Annotated in this window: 15 protein-coding genes; 14 read left to right on the top strand and 1 reads right to left on the bottom strand. The window is 66.7% G+C overall.

Translation table 11 applies throughout. The features are described from left to right. Positions 1-93: 93 nt before the first annotated feature. On the bottom strand, positions 94-2,808 hold the full coding sequence (locus H5T74_13880; protein MBC7231464.1) for a DEAD/DEAH box helicase: 2,715 nt from the start codon (positions 2,806-2,808) through the stop codon (positions 94-96). A 99-nt stretch (positions 2,809-2,907) separates the two neighbouring features. On the opposite strand from H5T74_13880, the gene H5T74_13875 reads away from it, so the two are divergent. The 14 genes from H5T74_13875 (at position 2,908) to rpoD (ending at position 20,445) form a co-directional block, all read left to right on the top strand. Next, a complete protein-coding gene (locus H5T74_13875; protein ID MBC7231463.1) occupies positions 2,908-3,744 on the top strand; it encodes a GNAT family N-acetyltransferase in 837 nt (278 codons plus the stop codon). A 241-nt stretch (positions 3,745-3,985) separates the two neighbouring features. Further along, entirely contained in the window at positions 3,986-5,341 is a 1,356-nt protein-coding gene (locus H5T74_13870; protein ID MBC7231462.1) for a phenylacetate--CoA ligase, read from the top strand. Further along, positions 5,334-5,762 carry an ACT domain-containing protein gene (locus H5T74_13865; GenBank protein MBC7231461.1) on the top strand — a complete coding sequence of 143 codons (429 nt, stop codon included), beginning with the start codon at positions 5,334-5,336 and terminating at the stop codon, positions 5,760-5,762. The genes H5T74_13870 and H5T74_13865 overlap by 8 nt, the downstream gene beginning before the upstream one ends. Before the next feature lie 48 nt (positions 5,763-5,810). Beyond that, on the top strand, positions 5,811-6,239 hold the full coding sequence (locus tag H5T74_13860; protein MBC7231460.1) for a DUF488 domain-containing protein: 429 nt from the start codon (positions 5,811-5,813) through the stop codon (positions 6,237-6,239). A 151-nt stretch (positions 6,240-6,390) separates the two neighbouring features. Next, positions 6,391-7,446 (top strand): HD domain-containing protein, encoded by a 1,056-nt coding sequence (locus H5T74_13855; protein MBC7231459.1) that lies wholly within the window; start codon positions 6,391-6,393, stop codon positions 7,444-7,446. 109 nt (positions 7,447-7,555) lie between these two features. Further along, positions 7,556-8,419, top strand: coding sequence for a hypothetical protein (locus tag H5T74_13850; GenBank protein MBC7231458.1), 864 nt, complete (start codon positions 7,556-7,558; stop codon positions 8,417-8,419). A gap of 14 nt (positions 8,420-8,433) precedes the next feature. Next, positions 8,434-9,258, top strand: a complete 825-nt coding sequence (locus tag H5T74_13845; protein MBC7231457.1) for a hypothetical protein — start codon at positions 8,434-8,436, stop codon at positions 9,256-9,258. A gap of 112 nt (positions 9,259-9,370) precedes the next feature. Next, entirely contained in the window at positions 9,371-10,246 is an 876-nt protein-coding gene (glyQ, locus tag H5T74_13840; protein MBC7231456.1) for a glycine--tRNA ligase subunit alpha, read from the top strand. Further along, positions 10,247-12,319: a glycine--tRNA ligase subunit beta gene (locus H5T74_13835; protein ID MBC7231455.1), complete on the top strand. Its 2,073-nt coding sequence runs from the start codon at positions 10,247-10,249 to the stop codon at positions 12,317-12,319. 230 nt (positions 12,320-12,549) lie between these two features. Beyond that, positions 12,550-15,207: a pyruvate, phosphate dikinase gene (locus H5T74_13830; GenBank protein ID MBC7231454.1), complete on the top strand. Its 2,658-nt coding sequence runs from the start codon at positions 12,550-12,552 to the stop codon at positions 15,205-15,207. Positions 15,208-15,416: 209 nt separating this feature from the next. Next, entirely contained in the window at positions 15,417-16,010 is a 594-nt protein-coding gene (locus H5T74_13825; GenBank protein MBC7231453.1) for a flavodoxin family protein, read from the top strand. Positions 16,011-16,277: 267 nt separating this feature from the next. After that, positions 16,278-17,282 (top strand): deoxyguanosinetriphosphate triphosphohydrolase, encoded by a 1,005-nt coding sequence (locus tag H5T74_13820; GenBank protein ID MBC7231452.1) that lies wholly within the window; start codon positions 16,278-16,280, stop codon positions 17,280-17,282. 87 nt (positions 17,283-17,369) lie between these two features. Then, a complete protein-coding gene (locus H5T74_13815) occupies positions 17,370-19,190 on the top strand; it encodes a DNA primase (GenBank protein ID MBC7231451.1) in 1,821 nt (606 codons plus the stop codon). A gap of 58 nt (positions 19,191-19,248) precedes the next feature. Continuing rightward, complete coding sequence (rpoD, locus tag H5T74_13810) at positions 19,249-20,445, top strand: RNA polymerase sigma factor RpoD (protein ID MBC7231450.1); 1,197 nt, start codon at positions 19,249-19,251, stop codon at positions 20,443-20,445. Positions 20,446-20,782: the final 337 nt, after the last annotated feature.

Here is a 20,782-nt window from a genome sequence, read left to right as displayed (position 1 = left end):
TGTTGTGAGGCCTCGCTCCCGCAGGCGCTGCGGGCGAGTGTCCCATTTCTCCGCCTCCGGGCACCGGAATGGGCCGCCACCGCCAGGCGTCCGTCACCGCGCCAGGGGCTCGCTCTCCAGCTCTTCCTCCACCGCGTCCACCACGCTGGTGTAGGCGACGATGCTGCGATGGATGAGGTCCATGGCCTCGGAGACCTTCCTGGAGATGGCGGGGTCTTCCGCCACCTCCTTGATCTGGCGCAAGATGTCGAGCACCTGCTTCATGGAGCGCACGAAATCCCCCGCGGAGTACTGGGGATAGGTGGAGGATATATATTCCAGGCTCTCGCCGCAGGCCCAGTCGTGCACCACGCGCATGAACCCGGGATCGGCGGCGCGCAGCAGGTCCAGGCCTTCCCGCGTCTCGAGCGTCTTTATCCTCCCCTCCAGGGAGCGCGCATGGGCCAGGGCCTCCTCCAGAGCGGGGGTGGGGATGGAGGAAGGGGGCGGCACCTCGCGCCCGCGCCCGCGCATGCCGGGCCGGCGCGGCCCGGGTCCCTCGCGCGACTCGAAGACGAAGATGGAGGCGAAGGCGGCCGTCTCCGCCGCGTCCAGGCCGTGGAAGATCCCTTCCTCCAGGCATTCCACCAGCAGCAGGTCGCACTCGTTGTAGATGCGGCTGAGGGTGAGGCCTTTCCTGGTGGGGTTCCCTCCCTCCAGGTAGCCGAGGCGCTCAAGCACCCGCGTGATGACCGCCAGCTTTCGCGAGGACACGTCGCTGCGCGCCTCCATCTGGCGGTCGATGCGGGAGATCTCCTCCCGCAGGTTCACGATCTGGCGGCAGGTGTCCACACACGCCTCGCGGCGCTCGCAGGAATGGCACTCCATGGCCTCCAGCCCCGATACGGCCGCCGCCAGCTCCTCCCGCTGGGGGATGAAGGAATCCTCCTCCCATGCCTGGGGGGGAGGGAGCTTGAAGTTGGAGAGCGCCTGGCGGAGCTTCTTCTCCTTCGCCTTGCTGTCGGCGGGCAGGAAGGGGCTTCCCAGGTGGCCGATCACCTGCGGCGGCAGGGGGAACTGGCCGTAGGAGACCTTGAGGAAGTGGCCGCGGTCGTCCATGGTGGTGAGGCGGGGGTTGCCGTACTTGTCCTCCGCTATCCCCAGCACCGCCGCCGGCCTGCGGCCGCCCTTGCGGTGGAGGACGATGACGTCGCCGACCAGCAGCTCCTCCAGTTCACGGTTTACCAGTTCCTTCCTGCGGCGGCGGCGCTCCTCGGCGATCTCCTTTTCCATGCGCGAGACCCGCACGCGCAGGTCGAAATAGGAGAGGGCGTCGCCGCGCTCGCAGGCGATCTTCTCCTCGTGCGCGCGCATGCGCCGCGCCATCCTGGTCTTGGTGCGCTCGAGGCGCACCACGTCGCGGTCGGCATGGAACTGGGCGAAACTGGAATTGAGCAGGTGTACCGCCCTCTCCATGTCGTAATAGCGCAGGAGGTTGACGGCCATGTTGTAGGAGAGGCTGAAGCTGGAGCGGATGGGCAGGCTCTCGGCCTCCGCCAGCTTCTGCACCTGCGAGAAGGGGACCATGGGGTTGTAGAGGGTGACGGCGTTTCCCACCTTATCGATGCCCCGGCGTCCCGCGCGGCCGGTGAACTGGGTGTATTCCGTGGGGGTGAGCAGGTCATGGCTCTCGCCGCTGAACTTGTAGAGGGATTCGATCACCACCGTCTTGGCGGGCATGTTGATGCCCAGGGAGAGGGTCTCGGTGGCGAAGACCACCTTCACCAGCCCCTGCGCGAAGAGGTCCTCCACCACCTCCTTGAAGATGGGCAGATGGCCGGCGTGGTGGGAGGCGAGGCCGCGTTTCAAGGCCTCCAGCCACAGCTCGAAGCCGAAGACCTTGAGGTCTTCCTCGGGGAGCCAGGAGACGCGCGCCAGCGCCAGCTCCTCGATCCGTTCCTTCTCCCCGGCGTCGGTGAGGTCTATGCCCGCTTCCATGCAGTGCGCCACCCCGGCGTCGCACCCCGCCCGGCTGAAGATGAAGTAGATGGCCGGCAGCATGCCCGACCTGTGCAGCCTACGCACCACGTCCGCGCGGCGGGGCACCAAGTGCCTGGTTCGGGGACGCCCCGCCCCCCTCCTCCCCTTGAACGACTTCTCGTATTCTTCCACCACCCGCGGCGAGCGCGAGGAGAGCAGGTTCACCATGATGCCCCCGATCATGTAGTAATGGCGGAGGGGGACCGGGCGGTGGTCGTGATAGATGGTCTCCACGTCGCCCCGCAGGTCGTTGAGCCACGCACCGAACTCGCGGTAATTGGAGACGGTTGCGGACAGCCCCACGATCTTCACCTCCACAGGCAGGTGGATGATGATCTCCTCCCAGACCGGGCCGCGGAAGGGGTCCATGAGATAGTGGCACTCGTCGAGCACCACGTAGCGCAGGCCGTAGAGGGTGGGCGAGCGCTCGTAGATCATGTTGCGAAGTACCTCGGTGGTCATGATCACCACCGGCGCCTCGCCGTTGATGCTGTTGTCGCCGGTGAGCAGCCCCACGTTATCGCTCCCGTACACGGCGCAGAAATCGCGGTATTTCTGGTTGCTCAGGGCCTTCAAGGGGGTGGTGTAGAAGGTCTTGAGGCCGGTCCTCTCCGCCGCCCACACCGCATATTCGGCGATCACCGTCTTCCCCGATCCGGTCGGCGCCACCACCAGCACGGAGCGGTCCCGTGAGAGGGCCTCGATGGCTTGGCGCTGAAAACCGTCCAGTGGGAAGGGATATTGCGACTCGAAATCCGTGATCCCGCTTTTTTCTATCTCTCCGTTCACGCTACCATTGTAGCAGTGAAGGAGCTTCCGTGTCTCCCGGCTCGTGCGCGTTACGCGCGGGCGGGGATGACGGCGAGGGTAGGAGAGGGAGGAGAAGGTTTGCGGATCGCGGAGCTCGAGCTGGGCCGGATGGTGGAGGCGCTGGAGTTCCTGGAGCGCGACGCCTTCGAAAACCTGCGCATGGTCTGGGCCTTGCGTCGCTGGGGCCTTTTCGACATGGGCCTGGCGGAGCAGGGGAGATACCTGGCAGCGCGTGAGGGGGATGAGCTCGCGGGGGTCCTGTTCCACAACAACCTGGGGGTATGGAGGGTGGCGGCGCCGCGAGCGGTGGCGCGCGGGCTGGCGGAGAGGGCGCTGGAGCTGTGGGGTCCCCCTTACCTGCTGGTGGGTCCCGAGGAGGAGGTCGAAGGTCTGCTCGACGCTCTGCCGGAGCTGAGGCGCAGGGTCGAGCACCGCGAGGAGGAGGTCACCATGGCCCTCTATCCGCCCGCCGCGTTGCCCGACCACGCGCCGGCGGTTCCGGCACGCGAGGAGGACCTGGATGACCTGGTGCGCCTGGAGTCCATGCTCCACCGGGAGCTGCTCGGCAGCGGCGCGGAGGAGTGGGTGCTGCGCTCGCAGATGCTGCGTGCGGTGGACGAGGGGGCGGCGGCGGTGGTGCGCAGCGAGGGGATGGCGGTGGCCAAGGCGGAGATGGAGGCCATGACCCCCGGGGCGGACGAGCTGGGCGGCGTCTACGTCATGCCGGAGTACCGCCGCAGGGGCTTCGCGCTCTCGGCCTGTGCCCTGGTGTGCTCTTCCTCGCTGGGGAAGGGCAGGGCCGTGCGCCTGGAGACGCAGCGCGACAACGAGGCGGCCATCGCCCTCTACCGCAAGCTGGGGTTCACGGTGCGCGGCCCGCACCTGGCGGTGCGCTTCGCCCAGGCTGGGGGGTAAGGCACCCGGGGTCTGGCCCGCATCGGAGCCAGCGTATGGCCGACTTGTCGATTCTGGCCATGCCGCCGACCCGGAGCTACCCCCCATGCCGCCGGGCCGCGCGGCGGGGAACGCGGTGATGAGGGATACCGCCATATCCCATCCCTTCGGTCCGCGATCCGGAACGAAAGCGGGCCTACGGGATCAAAGAGCCGACCCTTTTGATCTATAATCGAGTAGCGAACCCGGAGACCCGGTATAGATGACCCGACCCCGTGGGGAGGAAGACTTGAAAGACGGATACTGGAACGCCGAGATGGAACTCCTTTCCAGGGAGGAGATAGAAGCCCTGCAGCTGCGTCGCCTGCGGGATACCCTGGAACGCTGCGCGAGAAGCCCTTTCTACCGGCAGTGGTTCGCCGCCGCCGGCTTCGACCCCGGGCGCGTGCGCTCCCTGAGCGACCTGCGCGCGCTCCCGTGCATGGACAAGGACACCCTGCGGGGCGGCGACCCCACGCGCTTCCTCACCGTCCCCCTGGAGGACGTGGTGCGCATGCATTCTTCCTCCGGGACCACCGGCCAGGCCACGGTGGTCTTCCACACCGCGGCGGACATCGACGCCTGGACGGACCTGGTGGCGCGCTGCATGTACATGACCGGGGTGCGACGCTCCGACGTCTTCCAGAACATGATGGGCTACGGGCTGTTCACCGGGGGCCTGGGCTTCCATTACGCCGCGGAGAGGATCGGGGCCATGGTCATACCCGCCGGCGCCGGGAACAGCAAGCGCCAGATCCAGCTCATGCGCGATTTCCATACCACCGTGGTCCACGTCATCCCCAGCTATGCCCTCTACCTGCTCGAGGTCTTCGCGGAGCTGGGCCTGGATCCCCGCGCCGATACCGACCTGCGCATCGCCTTCATCGGGGCCGAGCCCCATACCGAGGGGTTGAGGAGGCGTGTGGAGGAAGGCTACGGGGTGCGGGCCTACAACTCCTACGGGCTCTCGGAGATGTGCGGCCCCGGGGTGGCTTTCGAGTGCCCGGCCCAGCAGGGCATGCACGTCTGGGAGGACAGCTTCTACCTCGAGGTCCTGGACCCCGAGACCCTGGAGCCGGTGCAGGAAGGCGAGGAGGGGGAGCTGGTCTTCACCTCCCTCAACCGGGAGGCTATGCCCCTGCTGCGCTACCGCACCCGGGACCTCGCCTCTGTCAACCCCGGGGAGTGCGCCTGCGGCAGGGTCCATCGCCGCATCTCGCGCATCAAGGGGCGCAGCGACGACATGTTCATCGTCAAGGGGGTGAACATCTTCCCCATGCAGGTGGAGAAGGTCCTGTTGGGGGTGCTGGGAGTGGGTTCCAATTACCAGATAGTGCTGGACACCGTGAGGTCCATGGACGAGATGCGGGTGCTGGTGGAGGTGGCGGGGGAGCTCTGGCACGGCGAGGTAAGGGAACTCCATGAGCTGCGCCGCAGGATCACGGAGGAGCTGCGGCAGGAGATCCTGGTCACGCCGCGGGTGGAGCTGGTGGAGCCAGGCTCGCTGCCGGCGGGCGAGGGTAAGGCGGTGCGGGTGGTGGACAGACGGGAACACGCGAAGGGGGCCGGGGATGGCTAAACAGATCAACGTCTTCGCCCAGAACCAGCCGGGCAGGCTGGAGAGGCTCACCGAGGTGCTGTTGGAGGAGGGCATCAACATCCGCGCCATAACCATCTCCGGCGCCGAGGAGTACGGGGTGGTCAAGCTCCTGGTGGACGACCCCCGCAAGGCCTTCGAGGCCCTGCGGGGGGAGGGCTTCTCCGCCTACCTCAAGGAGGTCATCGCGGTGATCATGGACGACCGCCCCGGGGGGCTGCACCGCGTGTGCCGCGTGCTGGGGGAGAGCGGCGTGAACATCGAGGACGCCTACGGGTTCGTCTTTCAGGACCGCAGGACCGCCATCCTGGTGGTGGAGGTGGACAGGCTGCCGGAGGCGGAGGACATCCTGCGCGGCAGGGGCCTGGAGCTGCTGAGCGACGAGGAGCTCTATTCCCTTTAGGGACGGAAGATGCGGCCGCGCCGACGGGAGGGGGCGGAGGGAAGAGAGGTGGAGAAGACCGTCTTCACCCTGGGCACGAGCACCCGCGGCCTCGACGAGTTCATCGACCTCCTGCGCGCGCGGGGTATAAGCAGGGTTTGCGACGTGCGCTCCTTCCCCGTCAGCCGGCGCTACCCACATTTCTCGCGCCAGCCCCTTGCCTCGGCCCTGGAGGAGGCGGGCATCGCCTATTCCTGGCTCGGAGACCGGCTGGGAGGATACCGGAAAGGGGGTTATGAAGCGCACATGCGCACCCCCGAGTTCCTCTCCGGCCTGGAGGAGCTGGAGGAGCTCGCGCAGAGGGCGACCTGCGCCCTGATATGCGCCGAGCTGCTGCCCTGGAAGTGCCACCGCCGGCATATCGCCGCCGCGCTCCAGGAACGCGGCTGGAGGGTGGTGCACGTGATCGACGCTCGCCGCGACTGGGTCCCATCCTGAGCCCGCGCCCCCCGCCCCGACCTCGCTGGACCGCCGGGACTGCCACGGCTGTAGTACTCGGGTCGGGGCATATTCACCCCCGGGGGGGATGTCATGACGCGCTCCCGGGCCGATACCCGAAACGTATGACGGGCACGAGAAGGGGTGCGAGATGATGGGGGAAAAGAATGCCTTGAAGCCCTCGGAGACCTGCGTGGAGCCGGTCGCGTTCGAAGGCGAGGAGAGCGTGCAGCGGGCGGAGAGAGGGAGGAAAGAGGTCCTCTACCTCGCCATGACCCTGATCCTGGTGCTGGGCATAGGGATCATCGTCTACGCCTTCAACTTCGAGCTCCTCAACAGCCTCTTCAAGTCGGATTACTTCAACAACATGGTGCGTATAAGCCTCGCACTGCTCATCCTGGCCTTCATCGCTTATCTCGCCGTGCGGGAGAAGTCCTACAGCCGCCAGACCCAGGAGATATTCCGGCGGCTGAACGCCACCACCAGGGACCTGCAGGAGCGCCTCGCCGACCTCACCGACCTGCTGGAGGTCTCCAAGCTCGTGGCCATCGTGGACGACCTGCACGCCCGCTTGGAGAGCAAGATGCCCCATATGAAGGGGCACTGGAAAAGAGTATCTTTCTATGCCGTGGAGATCGCCCGCAGTATGGAACTGGACGACGACTACGTCCGTCTCATCGAAAAGGCCGCGAACCTCATGGACATCGGGATGCTGCAGGTGGCGGGAAGCCTTTCGGAACAGGCCTTCAAGGGCGTGGAGCTCCCGGCAGCGGACCGGGAGATGATCAAGAGGCATCCCGTGGTGGGGGCGGACATGCTGGCCGCCATACGCCCCAACTGGGAGCTCATCCCGCTGGTGCGCGGGCACCACGAATGGTGGAACGGCATGGGCTACCCCGACGGCCTGAAGGGGGAGTCCATCCCCCTGGGAGCGCGCATCCTGAGCGTGGCCGACTCCTTCGTGGCCATGACCTCCTGGCGGTCCTACCGCCAGCTCCTGGAGGCCAGGGAGGCCGCGGAGGAGATACAGGCCTACAGCGGCGTGCAATACGACCCGAGGGTCGTGAAGGCCTTCATGCAGGTCATGGCGCCCCGCATCTACGGCATCAGCGGAGATGCCGACCGGGACGCCGGGCTCATGCTCCTGCGGGAGATAAACGGCGTGGAGGCCGAGGGCCTGGAACGGAGGGACCCGCAGTTGTTGTAGCTGGCCGAGACCACGGGCGGGCCTCCGGGCCCGCCCTTTTTACTTGCCCGCGCCTTATGCTATTTTTAGGGCGAGCCGGGCGGAACGGGAGCGGAGAAAGCGAGGGGATATGCGCAAGAGAGGGAAGGGGGCATGCCTCCTGGTGGCCTGCCTGGCGGTGGCCACCGCGTTGCTGGTGGCGGCCTGTGGAGAGAAGAGCGGGGAAGGCCTCCTGAAGCGCGAGCTGCCCGAGAACGCCACTCCCGAGAAGATCATGCTGGAAGGGCTCAACGCCACCGACGAGGCGAAGACCCTCCATTACCTCTTCGACTACTCCTTCGTGATACCGCCCACCGGCAAACAGGCCTACACCAGCGAGGTCGCCCTCAACGGCGAGGGAGATTACCACGCGGCAAGCGGCAACGCGAAGGCCCGCGTGAGGTGGCCGTCCTTCGACCTGGAGTTCGATTACGTGCTCTACGAGGGGGTGCAGTATTACCGCACGGAGGAAAGCGATACCTGGTACGAGCTTCCAGCCGGTTCCTCCCTGAGCATACCCAGCATCTCCGAGATCACCCGCAACACCGCTGAATACATGGACAACTTCCAGAAGATCACCCGCCTCCAGGACGAGGTGGTGGACGGGCGCGACTGCTATCATATCGCCATGGTGCCCAATTTCGACGCCATCATGGAGAACCAGCAGTTCCTGGACATGATCAGGGGGGACAGGGAACAGCTGGACGAGGAGACCTTGCAGAAGATCGAGGAGATCAAGCAGGAGCTGAAGGACGCCAGCGTCAACTACGAATACTGGTTCGACAAGGAGACCCTGGTGCTGCGCCGCACCCTTTACAACATCGAGATGGTGGAGAAGGGGGAGGGGGAGGACTCCTCCTACACGGTGAAGATGATCATGGAGATCACCTTCCCCCTCTATAATCAGGAAGTGGAGATAACCAGGCCCGAGCCGGCCATGCTCTACAAGGGCTGAAGGAGGACACGGGGATGAAGAGAAGAGCCCTCGCCGCCATCCCGCTCGCCCTCGGTCTGGCCGCCCTGCTTCTGATCCCGGCATGGCTGTGCGGGTGCGGGAAGAAGGGGCAGCCGCCGCGGGAGAGGTTGGAAGCGGCCGCGAAGGCGGCCAGGGAGGCGGGAAGCGCGCACGCGCAGCTCTTCGTGTCCGTATCCCCCCGGGAGGGCGAGAAGGGCACGAGCATGAACGTGCAGGGCGACGTGTGGGCGGACATGGAGGCGGGGAACATGGAGGCGAGGCTCACCGTCCTCGGCATGGAGGTCGCGGTGCGTTATGTGGAGGGCAGGGCATATGTACGTTTCGGAGGCCAATGGTATGTTCTGGAAGGCGAGATAGCGCAGGGGGTCGACGAGGAGGCGGTGACCGCGCTGGCCGGCCTCCTTGGCGCCGCGCCCGAGATCGTTTCCGCGGCGGAAGAGGTGGAGAAGGTGGGCGAGAGGAAGGTGGGGGATGACCTCTGCGAGGTCTTCTCGGTCAAGCCGGACCTGCCGGCCATCGCCGCCCTTCCCGCCGTGCGGGAGGTGGGAGCCGCGTTGGGCATGAGCGAGGAAGAGGTGGTTGAATATCTCGAGGGCGCGGGGGTCGCCATAGAGGTATGCGTCCAGAAGGACGCGGAGATCATCAGGCAGGTGGCGGCCGCCGCGGATGTCGAACTCCCCGACCTGGGCAAGGTGGCGGGAATCCCCCTCCTGCCCGAGAGCGCGCGCCTGGAGATCACCGCCGATTTCCCCGCCTTCGGCGTGGAGGTGAACGTCCAGGTTCCTCCCGACGCCAGATCCGTCCGCGATCTACTGTGATCCGCAAGGGATTGGGACACGAGGCTTTCACGCTGTCAACCCGAGCCGGCTATCTGGTATCATAGCCCTATCTGTGCACCGGGAGCCTATCCGTGCACCGGGAGGTCACCGCATGTATTTTCAGGACATGATCATGGCCCTGCAGGCCTACTGGACGCGGCGCGGCTGCGTCTTGGTCCAGCCCTACGACGTGGAGGTGGGGGCGGGCACCTTCAACCCCGCCACCTTCCTGCGCGCCCTGGGGCCGGAGCCTTGGCGGGTGGCGTACGTTGAGCCCTCGCGCCGCCCCACGGACGGCCGCTACGCGGAGAACCCCAACCGCCTGCACCAGCACACCCAGTTCCAGGTCATCCTCAAGCCGTCTCCCGATGACGTGCAGGACGTGTACCTGGACTCCCTGCGTGCCCTGGGGATAGACCCCTCCCTGCACGACGTGCGCTTCGTCGAGGACGATTGGGAATCCCCCACCCTGGGGGCATGGGGGCTGGGATGGGAGGTCTGGCTGGACGGCATGGAGATCACCCAGTTCACCTATTTCCAGCAGGTGGGCTCCCTGGACTGCCGTCCCGTTTCGGTGGAGCTGACCTACGGCATGGAGCGTCTGGCCATGTACGTGCAGGAGGTGGACAACGTCTTCGACCTGCGCTGGAACGAGAAGATCACCTACGGAGACCTGCAGCGTACCGCGGAGGTGGAATGGAGCACATACTGCTTCGAGGAGGCGGACACCGGGCTGACCTTCGAGCTCTTCGACCGCTACGAGGCGGAGGCCAAGAGGCTGATGGCGAAAGGGCTGGTCCTCCCCGCCTATGACTGCGTGCTCAAGTGTTCGCACCTCTTCAACATCCTCGACGCCCGCGGGGTGATCAGCGTCACCGAGCGCACCTCCTACATCGCCAGGGTGCGGGACCTCGCCCGGGGCGCGGCGTCAGCCTACCTGGCGCAGAGGGAGGAGCTGGGTTTTCCGCTGCTGGAGGGGGGTTCCTGAATGGCCGGGGACCTGCTGCTGGAGATCGGGACCGAGGAACTTCCCTGGGGAGCGGTGCAGGACGGGAGGAGGCAGCTGGAGGCCAACGCCGCCGCGGCCCTGGAACGCGAGCGCCTGGCCTACGAGGAGCTGGTGGTCTACTCCACCCCGAGGAGGCTGGCCCTGCTGGTGAGGGGCCTCGAGGAAAGGCAGGAGGACGCGGTTGCCGAGGTCCGGGGCCCGTCGCGGGAGGCGGCCTTCGACCCGGACGGGAGGCCCACGAAGGCCGCGGAGGGCTTCGCGCGTTCGCGGGGCCTGCGGGTGGAGGACCTGGAGATACGCCCCACGGAGAAGGGAGAGTTCGTCTTCGCCATCGTTAAGGAGGAGGGGAAGCCCGCCCTGGAGGTGCTGCCCGGGATCCTCGACGGCCTGATAAGGTCCCTCGCTTTCCGCAAGTCCATGCGCTGGGGGGACGGGGAGTTCCGGTTCGCCCGCCCGGTGCGCTGGCTCCTCGCCCTCTACGGCACCGAGGTGGTCCCCCTGTCCTTCGAGGGCATGCGCGCGGGCCGCGTCACCAGGGGCCACCGCTTTCTGTCCCCCGGTGGGGTGGAGGTAGGGGATGCCGCTGGCTACCGGGAGGCACTGCGCGGGGCGTGCGTACTGGCGGACGAGGCGGAACGCAGGGCGGCGGTGATGAAGGGGATCGAGATGGCCCTCGCGGGCACGGGCATGCGGGCCGTCCCTTCCCAGGACACCCTCGACGAGGTGGTCGACCTGGTGGAGTACCCGCATGTGATCCTGGGGCGTTTCGAGGAGCGCTTCCTCGGCCTGCCCCGGGAGGTGCTGGAGACGGCCATGCAGGAGCACCAGCGTTATTTCCCGGTGGAGGACGGGAGGGGGAGCATCGCTGCCGCCTTCCTGGTGGTGCACAACGGCGACCCCGCCAGGGAGGAGGTGATCAGGCGCGGCAACGAGAGGGTGCTCAGGGCGCGCCTTGAGGATGCTGCCTTTTTCTTCCAGGAGGACCTGCGGCGCGGCTTGGAGGAGCGCCTGGAAGACCTCAAAGCGGTGGTGTGGCAGGCCCGCCTGGGAAGCCTCTACGAGAAGAGCATGCGCCTGGCCGCCCTCAGCTCGGATATCTGCGAGCGGGCGCACCTGGGAGCGGAGGTGGAGGAGAGGGCGAAGAGGGCCGCCGTGCTGTGCAAGGCGGACCTGGTGACCTCCATGGTCATCGAGTTCACCTCCCTGCAGGGGATCATGGGCAGGATATATGCGTTGCGCACGGGCGAGGAGGAGGAGGTGGCCTGGGCCATCGAGGAGCACTACCGGCCGCGTTTCGCGGGCGACCTGCTGCCGCGCACGCCCGCGGGCACGGTGCTCTCCCTGGCGGACAAGGCGGACAACCTGGCGGCCTGCTTCGGGAGCGGGCTCGCCCCAACCGGCTCCGAGGACCCCTACGCGCTGCGGCGCCAGGCCCAGGCGGTGATGAACATCCTCACCTCCGCCTCCCTGCACCTGGACTTCGCCGCGGTGGTGCGGCGCGCGGCGGAGGGCCTGGGCCTCTCGGATCCCGGGGGCGTGGCCGGGGAGGTGGCCGAGTTCTGCCGCCAGCGCTGGAGGCAGATGCTCGTCAACGAGGGCTTCCATTACGACCTGGTGGCGGCGGTGATGCCCACGGCACCCCACGACCCCTGGGAGGCCAGGCGGCGCTTGGAGACCCTGCAGGCGGCGCGGGAGCGCGGCTCGTTGCAGCGTGCCTACACCGGGTTCGAGCGTTGCTACAACCTCTCGCGCAAGTGGAGCGGAACGGCGCTGGAGGAGTCCCTGTTGAGCGAGGAGGCGGAAAAGGAGCTCTACTCCCGGCTGGTGTGGGCCCAGGAACCGCTGCGGTCACACCTTGACGCGGGAGAGCACGGCGAGGCGCTGGGGGTGCTGCTGGAGCTGGCGCCGGCGGTGGACCGCTTCTTCGAGGACATCTTCGTCATGGGCGAGGACGAGGCTCTGCGCGAGAACCGCCTGGCCCTGCTTAACGGGGTGGCCTCCCTCTTCCTGGAGTTCGCCGACTTCTCCCAGGTGGTGACCGAGGGCGATTGAAGGCGTGAGTTTGGGCCGGAAATCCTATATAATTTGACTGTTTTTCGTTTCTCCCACGCCTCCACGGGAAACCGCGTCCCTTCGCGGCGGGGGACGCGCCGCGGGCGCAGGGCGGCGGGAACGGGGGAATACCGGCGTCATCCCCAGGGGAGAGGGGCGCCGTTGCGATGATGGAGAGGACCGGGCCACCGGGCCCCGGGCACGGGATCGGACTTGAGGAGGAAGGCGAGATGGCATCCACCAAGTACGTCTACGACTTCGACGAGGGCGACGCCGGCATGAAGAAGCTGCTCGGCGGGAAGGGGTCCAACCTGGCGGAGATGACCAGGCTGGGGCTCCCGGTGCCCCCCGGATTCACCATAACCACCGAGGCCTGCAACCATTACTACCGCGAGGGCGCATACCCCGAGGGGCTGGCGGAGGAGATAGACGAGCACCTGGAGCGCCTGGAGAAGAGGATGGGGAAGAGGCTGGGGGACAAGGACGACCCCCTGCTGGTCTCGGTGCGCTCGGGGGCCGCCATATCCATGCCGGGGATGATGGACACCGTGCTCAACCTGGGCTTGAACGACGAGTCCGTGAAGGGGCTCGCCGCCCAGACCGGCGACGAGCGTTTCGCCTACGACGCCTACCGGCGTTTCATCCAGATGTTCTCGGACATCGTCATGGGCGTGAGCCGCGAGTTCTTCGAGGAGGAGCTCAACCGCAAGAAGGAGGAGCGGGGGGTGAAGCTCGACGTGGAGCTCACCGCCGAGGACTGGAAGGACCTGGTAGAAAAGTTCAAGGCCATCGTGCGCGAGAGGGCGGGGCGCGACTTCCCCTCCGACCCCCGCGAGCAGCTGGACCTGGCCATCCAGGCGGTGTTCAAGAGCTGGGGCAACCCGCGCGCCGTGACCTACCGCAAGCAGTACGACATCCCCCACGACCTGGGCACGGCGGTGAACGTGCAGACCATGGTCTTCGGCAACAAGGGCGACGATTCCGCCACCGGGGTGTGCTTCACCCGCAATCCCTCCACGGGGGAGGCGAAGCGTTTCGGGGAATACCTGGTGAACGCCCAGGGCGAGGACGTGGTGGCGGGCATCCGCACCCCCAAGGGCCTCGACGAGCTGGCCACGGAGATGCCGGAGCTGTACGAACAGCTCACCCAGGTCATGGACAAGCTGGAGAGGCATTACCGCGACATGCAGGACATCGAGTTCACCATCGAGCAGGGCAAGCTCTTCATGCTCCAGACCAGGACGGGCAAGCGCACCGCGGCCGCGGCCCTGAAGATCGCCGTGGACATGGTGGAATCCGGCCTCATCGACAGGAAAGAGGCGGTGAGCCGCATCCAGCCCGACCAGCTCGACCAGCTCCTGCACCCCCGCCTGGACCCCGAGGCGAAGTACGAGGTCATCGCCAAGGGGCTTCCCGCCTCCCCCGGCGCCGCCGTGGGCGAGGTGGTCTTCGACGCCGATACCGCCGAGATGAGGGGCTCGCGCGGGGAGAAGGTCATCCTGGTGCGCTGGGAAACCACCCCGGACGACATCCACGGCATCATCGCCGCCCAGGGCGTGCTCACCAGCCACGGCGGTATGACCAGCCACGCGGCGGTGGTGGCGCGGGGAATGGGCAAGCCGTGCATCTGCGGCGCGGAGGCGATAAAGATCAACCAAACGGAGAGGATCTTCGAGGTCAACGGCCTGGTGGTGAGGGAAGGGGAGACCATCACCATAGACGGCACCTCCGGCAAGGTCATCCTGGGAGAGGTGAAGCTCATCGAGCCCAAGGTGGACGAGAACCTGGAGAAGGTGCTCTCCTGGGCGGACGAGATCAGGCGCCTGGGGGTGCGCACCAACGCCGACACCCCCGAGGACGCGCGGAGGGCCAGGGACTTCGGGGCAGAGGGCATAGGGCTCTGCCGCATCGAGCACATGCTCATCGGCGAGGACCGCTTGCCCATCGTCAGGCGCATGATCCTCGCCGAGGACGAGGATGGGCGCGAAGAGGCGCTCATGGAGCTGGAGCCGCTGCTGCGTCGGGATTTCGAGGAGATCCTGGAGATCATGGACGGCCTCCCGGTGACCATCCGCCTGCTGGACCCGCCCCTGCACGAGTTCCTGCCCAACCTGGTGGACCTGCGCGTGGAGTTGGAGAGGCTCAAGCACGTGCCGGGCGAGCGGGAGGAGTACGAGGAAAAGGAGAAGCTTCTGGCCAGGGTGCGCGCGGAGTCGGAGGCCAACCCCATGCTAGGCCTGAGGGGCTGCCGCGTGGGTTGCACCATGGGCGGGGTCACCGAGATGCAGGTGCGCGCGATCATCAAGGCCGCCTGCGACCTCAAGAAGAAGGGCAAGGACCCGCGGGTGGAGATCATGATCCCCCTGGTGGCCTTCCGCAAGGAGCTGGAGATCGAGCGGCAGAAGGCGGTGGCGGTGGCGGAGGGCGTCATCGAGGCCATGCAGACTAAGCTCGACTACCTGGTGGGGACGATGGTCGAGCTGCCGCGGGCCGCCCTCACCGCCGACCAGATAGGGGAGGTGGCGGACTTCTTCTCCTTCGGCACCAACGATCTCACCCAGACCACCCTGGGGTTCAGCCGCGACGACGCGGAGGCCAAGTTCCTCCCCGTGTATATCGAGGAGGGCATCCTCACCGACAATCCCTTCCAGACCCTGGACGTGGATGGGGTGGGCAAGCTGGTGCGCATGGCCTGCGAGCTGGGACGCGGGGCGAATCCCGGCATAAAGCTGGGCATCTGCGGCGAGCATGGCGGCGACCCGCGCAGCATCAGGTTCTGCCACGAGGTGGGCCTGGATTACGTGAGCTGCTCGCCCTTCCGGGTGCCGGTGGCCAGGCTTGCGGCGGCCCACGCCGCCCTGGGCGACGTGCAGGACGCCACCAGGTAGAGTGAGGCGAGGTCCGCTCCCCCGCCGGCGGGGATCGTAGGGGCCGGGGAGGGCGCGGCACGCCGGCACGCGTCCGGCCGGAACCCCTCCGCGCGGGATACGGAGGGGGCCGCATCCCGTCCTCGGTCACCGCAAGATGCCCGATATTGACATACCGCGGGTGTAGAATCCAAGTGGTCGCGTTTAAAGCGGAAAAGAGGTGATCGCGCATGTACATCCTCGCCATCAACGGCAGCCCTCGCCGCGAGGGCAATACCGCACTACTCCTGGGCAAGGTGCTGGAGGCGGCGCAGTCGGAGGGGGTGGAAGGGAGGCTGCTGCACGTCATGGATGCCGTGAAGGGGCAAAAAAATCCCTTCTGCGTGGCCTGCTCCAGCCCCTGCAAGGAGGCGTGCCACGAGAAGGACGCGGGGTTGAGGGAGGCCTGCGAGGCCTTGGAGGGGGCGGCGGCGGTGGTGCTGGGCAGCCCGGTGTATTTCGGCACCGTGTCCGCCCAGTTGAAGGCGCTGTGGGACAAGACCCGGGCCATCAGGACCCGGCGTTCCCTGGTGGGCAAGCCGGCGGGGGCGGTGAGCGTGGGAGCGGCGCGCTTCGGGGGTCAGGAGACCACCCTCAAGGCCCTGCACGACATGCTGCTCGTCCAGGGCATGAGCATCGTGGGCGAGGGCACGGACGACACCGACGCCGGGCACCAGGGGGTATGCGCCCAGAATCCCGCCGCGGAGGACGCCTTCGCCCTGGAGAGGGCACGCATCCTGGGCATCCGCCTGGCCCGGGAGGTCAAGAGGTCGGGAGGAGCGTAGAGGAAGGGCGGGGCAGGGGCGCATCGTCTCCGCCGACGGGGCGGCGCGCGCGTCAAGGCCTGGCACATGGGGCGAGGAGGGCATGGCGCCCGCGGCGGCGCTTCGAAACCTACAAACCCGATGCCCTCGGCCTCGGGAGGCCGGGAATGAGGGGGTGAAGGGCGGGGTCCGGAGCGTGGGCGCGGCGGCCTGGCGTGAGCAGTGAGGCCCGGGCGGCCCCGGATCGGCCTCGTGAGAGGATGTCATGGATCGAGGAGGACCAGGGTGATGACGGTCAGGGAGGAGATCGAAGAGCGGGAGGAGGCGTGGCTCTCCCCTCACGCGGTGCGCAGCAGGAACAGCCGCGGCCGCGAGCGCGAGGAGGGGCCGGACCCCCTGCGCACCTGTTTCATGCGCGACCGTGACCGCATCATCCACAGCAAGTCCTTTCGGCGCCTGAAGCACAAGACCCAGGTCTTTCTAGCCCCGGAGGGCGACCACTACCGCACCCGCCTCACCCATACCCTTGAGGTGAGCCAGATCTCCCGCACCATCGCCCGCGCCCTGCGCCTCAACGAGGACCTCACCGAGGCCATCGCCCTGGGCCATGACCTCGGACACACCCCCTTCGGACACATGGGGGAGGAGGCCTTCCACGACCTCACGCCCACCCCTTTCCGCCACAACGAGCAGAGCCTGAGGGTGGTTGAGAGGCTGGAATACGGGGGCAAGGGCCTCAACCTCACCTGGGAGGTGAGGGACGGCATCCTCAACCACACCGGAAACAGCCCCCTTCCGGCGACCCTGGAGGGGAGGGTGGTGCGCATCGCCGACCGCATCGCCTACGTGAACCACGACATTGACGACGCCATCCGGGCGGGGATCCTGGTGGAGTCGGACCTGCCGCGGTCCACCCTCGAGGTACTGGGGACCCGTCACAACCAGCGCATAGACACCCTGGTCAGGGACATGGTGGAGCAGAGCCGCGGCCGGGACGATATCCGCTTGAGCCCCGGGGTGGCGGACGCCCTGGACGAGTTGCGGGAATTCCTCTTCCGGCGTGTGTACATAGGCTCGGTAGCAAAGCAGGAGGAGGACAAGGCCATAACCGTTCTGCGCTCCCTCTTCGATTTCTACCTCGAGCACCCCGGGGAGTTGCCCGAGGAGTACCGTGGGGGAGACGAGGACCTGAGGGTCAGGGTATGCGATTACGTGGCGGGGATGACCGACCGCTACGCCATGCGCAAGTACCACGAGCATTTCCTTCCCCGCGTATGGGTGGGGGAGCTGTGAGGCACGCATGGCGGCCCGGGGCTTCGACTTCCGCGGCCGGGAAACCAGTGAACGGATAGAACAGGGAGACGTGAGGCGCGAGATCGGATGGCCAGGGGAAGGATAAGGGACGAGGACATAGACGCCCTGCGGGAGCGGGTGGACATCGTCGAGGTCATCTCGGATTACGTGCAGCTCAAAAAGGCCGGGCGCTACTTCAAAGGCCTATGCCCCTTCCACGACGAGAAGACGCCGTCCTTCATGGTGGATCCCTCCAAGCAGCTCTATCACTGCTTCGGTTGCGGCGAGGGCGGCAACGTCTTCACTTTCCTCAAGAAAAAGGAGGGGCTCGATTTTCGCGAGGCGGCGGAGAGGCTGGCCAGGCGTATCGGGTTCACCCTCCACTACCAGGGCGCGAGCGGAAAGGAGGGCGGCGAGGAGGACCGCAGGGGACGGCTGTACCGCATCAACCAGTGGGCGGCGGAGACTTACCACCAGATACTGCTCTCCCGCGAGGCGGGAAAGGTGGCGCGGGAGTACCTGGCCTCCCGGGGCATAGAGGAGGAGGCGGTGAAGGCCTTCCAGCTCGGGTTCGCCCCCAATCGCTGGGACCTCCTTTACCGCCAGGCTACCCGCAAGGGTTTCTCCGCGCAGGATTTCATGGCCTCGGGCCTCGGTCTGCGGGGTGAAAAAGGTATCCATGACCGTTTCCGGGGCCGCATCATCTTCCCCATCCGCGACCTCCAGGAACGCGTCATCGCCTTCGGGGGGAGGATATTGGGCGAAGGCCAACCCAAGTACTTGAACTCCCCCGAGACCCCCGTCTTCACCAAGAGCCGCCATCTCTATGCCCTGGACCTGGCGCGGCGTGAGATCGTGCGCGAGGGATTCGCGCTCCTGGTGGAGGGATACACCGACGTCATCGGGCTGTGGCAGGCCGGCATCCGCAACGCGGCGGCCACCTTGGGCACCGCCCTGGGCGACGAGCACCTCAGGTTGCTCGCGCGCCTCACCGACCGGGTGGTGCTCGCCTTCGACGCGGATGCGGCGGGGGTCAGCGCCAGCGAGAGGGGCCTTGGCCTCTACAGGGAGTTCGACCTCGACATCCGCGTGGCCACTCTGGAGGAGGGCATGGACCCCGCGGATTTCGTTGCCAGGCACGGACGCGAGGAGTTCCTGAGGCGGGTGGAGATGAGCGAGCCCATGGTGGATTTCTGCCTCCGCAAGGTGCTGGAGGAGCACGATCCGGCGGACACCAATTCCCGGTTGCGCGGGGTGCGGCGGGCGGTGCATCTGCTGGCCGGACTGGGGCGCGAGCTGGGCGATGACTCCCACATCCGGGCCATAGCTGACTGGGCGGGCTCCGGTTACCAGGCGGTCTATGACCTCTACCGCGCGGCGCGCGGGGGGGTGCCAGGCAGGCGCGCCGCCTCCGAGGAGCTCATAGCCATGCCCCCTCAGGCGCGGGCGGAAAGGGAGATGCTGCGGCTCCTGCTGCATCAGCCATTTCTGCTGGCGGAGGCGAGAAACGACCTAGACGCCGGCTTGTTCGAGGACCGGGCTTGCCTTATAATTCTCCCTGCCCTCCTGGACGGTTACGGCGCGGAGGGGGGAGAAGGCCTCTCGCGGGAGCGCCTGGCCTCGGAGGTGGTGGAGCGGATCGAGTCCGAGCAGGCGAGGAACGCGGCCACGAGGTTAATTTTCGACGCGAGTGGGAATGTAGATAATATGGGCCGCGACGAGGCGGCGGCCGTATATGAGGATATCCTGGCCTCGCTGAAGGAGTTCTATTACGAGCGTCAAATAAACAGGCTGAAGAAGGAGCTGCAGGAGATATCCAACGCTCCTCGCCGAGACCATCACCGGGAACAGGCGCTAAGCGAGGAGATCTATTCTCTTGAGCGCCTGAAACGTGAGCTGAGGCGCTAAAGGGAAGGCGGATATCGCTCGATTAACAATCTGGAAATCCTCTCTCAGGTGGTTTCAAGTGGACGAATGGAAAGACCTCGACTATGACGAGATAAAGGAACTGCTCTCCAAGGGGCAGGGCAGGGGCATACTCACCCAGGATGAGATCAACGAATCCCTGCAGTCCCTGCACCTCAACGCCGAGCAGATCGACCACCTCTATTCCCTGCTCGAGGAGATGAACGTGGAGGTGGTGGACGGACCCTCCGCGGAGAGCCTGCGCGACCTGGAGGAGGAGGAAGAGGAGGTAAGCGGCAAGAAGGACGACTTTCTGGAACGGGACCTGGAGCTGGCGGGGAAGACGCCCACCAACGATCCCGTGCGCATGTATCTCAAGGAGATCGGAAAGGTCCCCTTGCTCACCGCCGCCGAGGAAGTGGACCTGGCCAAGAAGATCGAGGCCGGGGAGAAGGCTTCGGCCATCCTCCGCGAGAAGGGGGACAAGCTCTCCCGCGAGGAGCTCAGGGCCCTGCGCCGCCAGGAGCGCGTCGGCCAGGAGGCCAAGCGCAAGCTGGTGGAGGCAAACCTGCGCCTGGTGGTGTCCATCGCCAAGCGCTACGTGGGCAGGGGCATGCTCTTCCTCGACCTCATCCAGGAGGGGAACCTGGGCCTTATCCGCGCGGTGGAGAAGTTCGACTTCCGCAAGGGCTACAAGTTCTCCACCTACGCCACCTGGTGGATCAGGCAGGCCATCACCCGCGCCATCGCCGACCAAGCTCGCACCATCCGCATCCCCGTGCACATGGTGGAGACCATCAACAAGCTCATCCGCGTGCAGCGGCAGCTCCTGCAGGAGCTGGGACGGGAGCCCACCCCGGAGGAGATCGCCGAGCAGATGGAGCTCACCCCGGAGAAGGTGCGGGAGATCATCAAGGTGTCCCAGGAGCCGGTGTCCTTGGAGACCCCCATCGGCGAGGAGGAGGACTCCCACCTGGGGGACTTCATCGAGGACGCGGACGCCGTGGTGCCCATCGACGCCGCCTCCTTCATCCTCCTACAGGAGCAGCTGGAGGACGTGCTCAACTCCCTCAACGAGAGGGAGAAGGAGGTCATCCGCCTGCGCTTCGGCCTCACCGACGGCCACCCGCGCACCCTGGAGGAGGTGGGCCGGGAGTTCGGGGTAACCCGGGAGAGGATACGCCAGATCGAGTCCAAGACCCTGGCCAAGCTGCGCCATCCCACCCGCTCCGCCAAGCTCCGCGACTACCTGGAGTAGGCCCTCGCCTAATACTCCTTTCCACGCAAGCACTGGCGCCGTATCCGCTCCGGGGCCCTGCGGATAGACTCTTTCGGGAGGTGCGCCGGCGTTCCAGGGTGAAGGGGGTCTTTCCCGACCTCACCTCCTGCCTGATGCTCGCTATGCAAGACTGAACGATGCCTGACGCATGCTCTGTATGGTTGCGGATGAGGGGATCGCCGGCATGCGAGCCTGAAGAGCCCGGCGCTCTTGCAGCAAAGGGCCTGCTCTCCTGGCAAAGGGGCACCGGCGCCAACCTGGTCGCGCCTCACCGTACCATGGGAGCCGGGCGAACCGGCGTTAGGGGGGCGGGGAT

This window comes from Actinomycetota bacterium, assembly GCA_014360645.1.
GTDB lineage: Bacteria > Actinomycetota > Geothermincolia > Geothermincolales > RBG-13-55-18 > Solincola_B.
Note: the sequence above shows the minus strand (reverse complement) of the source record. Positions and strands in the feature narration are given on the sequence as shown.

Excerpts from the sequence above, each read along its gene's own strand:
- H5T74_13870 (MBC7231462.1), top strand. The coding sequence starts at position 3,986 with ATGACCCGACCCCGTGGGGAGGAAGACTTGAAAGACGGATACTGGAAC.
- H5T74_13865 (MBC7231461.1), top strand. The coding sequence starts at position 5,334 with ATGGCTAAACAGATCAACGTCTTCGCCCAGAACCAGCCGGGCAGGCTG.
- H5T74_13855 (MBC7231459.1), top strand. The coding sequence starts at position 6,391 with ATGATGGGGGAAAAGAATGCCTTGAAGCCCTCGGAGACCTGCGTGGAG.
- H5T74_13850 (MBC7231458.1), top strand. The coding sequence starts at position 7,556 with ATGCGCAAGAGAGGGAAGGGGGCATGCCTCCTGGTGGCCTGCCTGGCG.
- H5T74_13845 (MBC7231457.1), top strand. The coding sequence starts at position 8,434 with ATGAAGAGAAGAGCCCTCGCCGCCATCCCGCTCGCCCTCGGTCTGGCC.
- glyQ (MBC7231456.1), top strand. The coding sequence starts at position 9,371 with ATGTATTTTCAGGACATGATCATGGCCCTGCAGGCCTACTGGACGCGG.
- H5T74_13835 (MBC7231455.1), top strand. The coding sequence starts at position 10,247 with ATGGCCGGGGACCTGCTGCTGGAGATCGGGACCGAGGAACTTCCCTGG.
- H5T74_13830 (MBC7231454.1), top strand. The coding sequence starts at position 12,550 with ATGGCATCCACCAAGTACGTCTACGACTTCGACGAGGGCGACGCCGGC.
- H5T74_13825 (MBC7231453.1), top strand. The coding sequence starts at position 15,417 with ATGTACATCCTCGCCATCAACGGCAGCCCTCGCCGCGAGGGCAATACC.
- H5T74_13820 (MBC7231452.1), top strand. The coding sequence starts at position 16,278 with ATGACGGTCAGGGAGGAGATCGAAGAGCGGGAGGAGGCGTGGCTCTCC.
- H5T74_13815 (MBC7231451.1), top strand. The coding sequence starts at position 17,370 with ATGGCCAGGGGAAGGATAAGGGACGAGGACATAGACGCCCTGCGGGAG.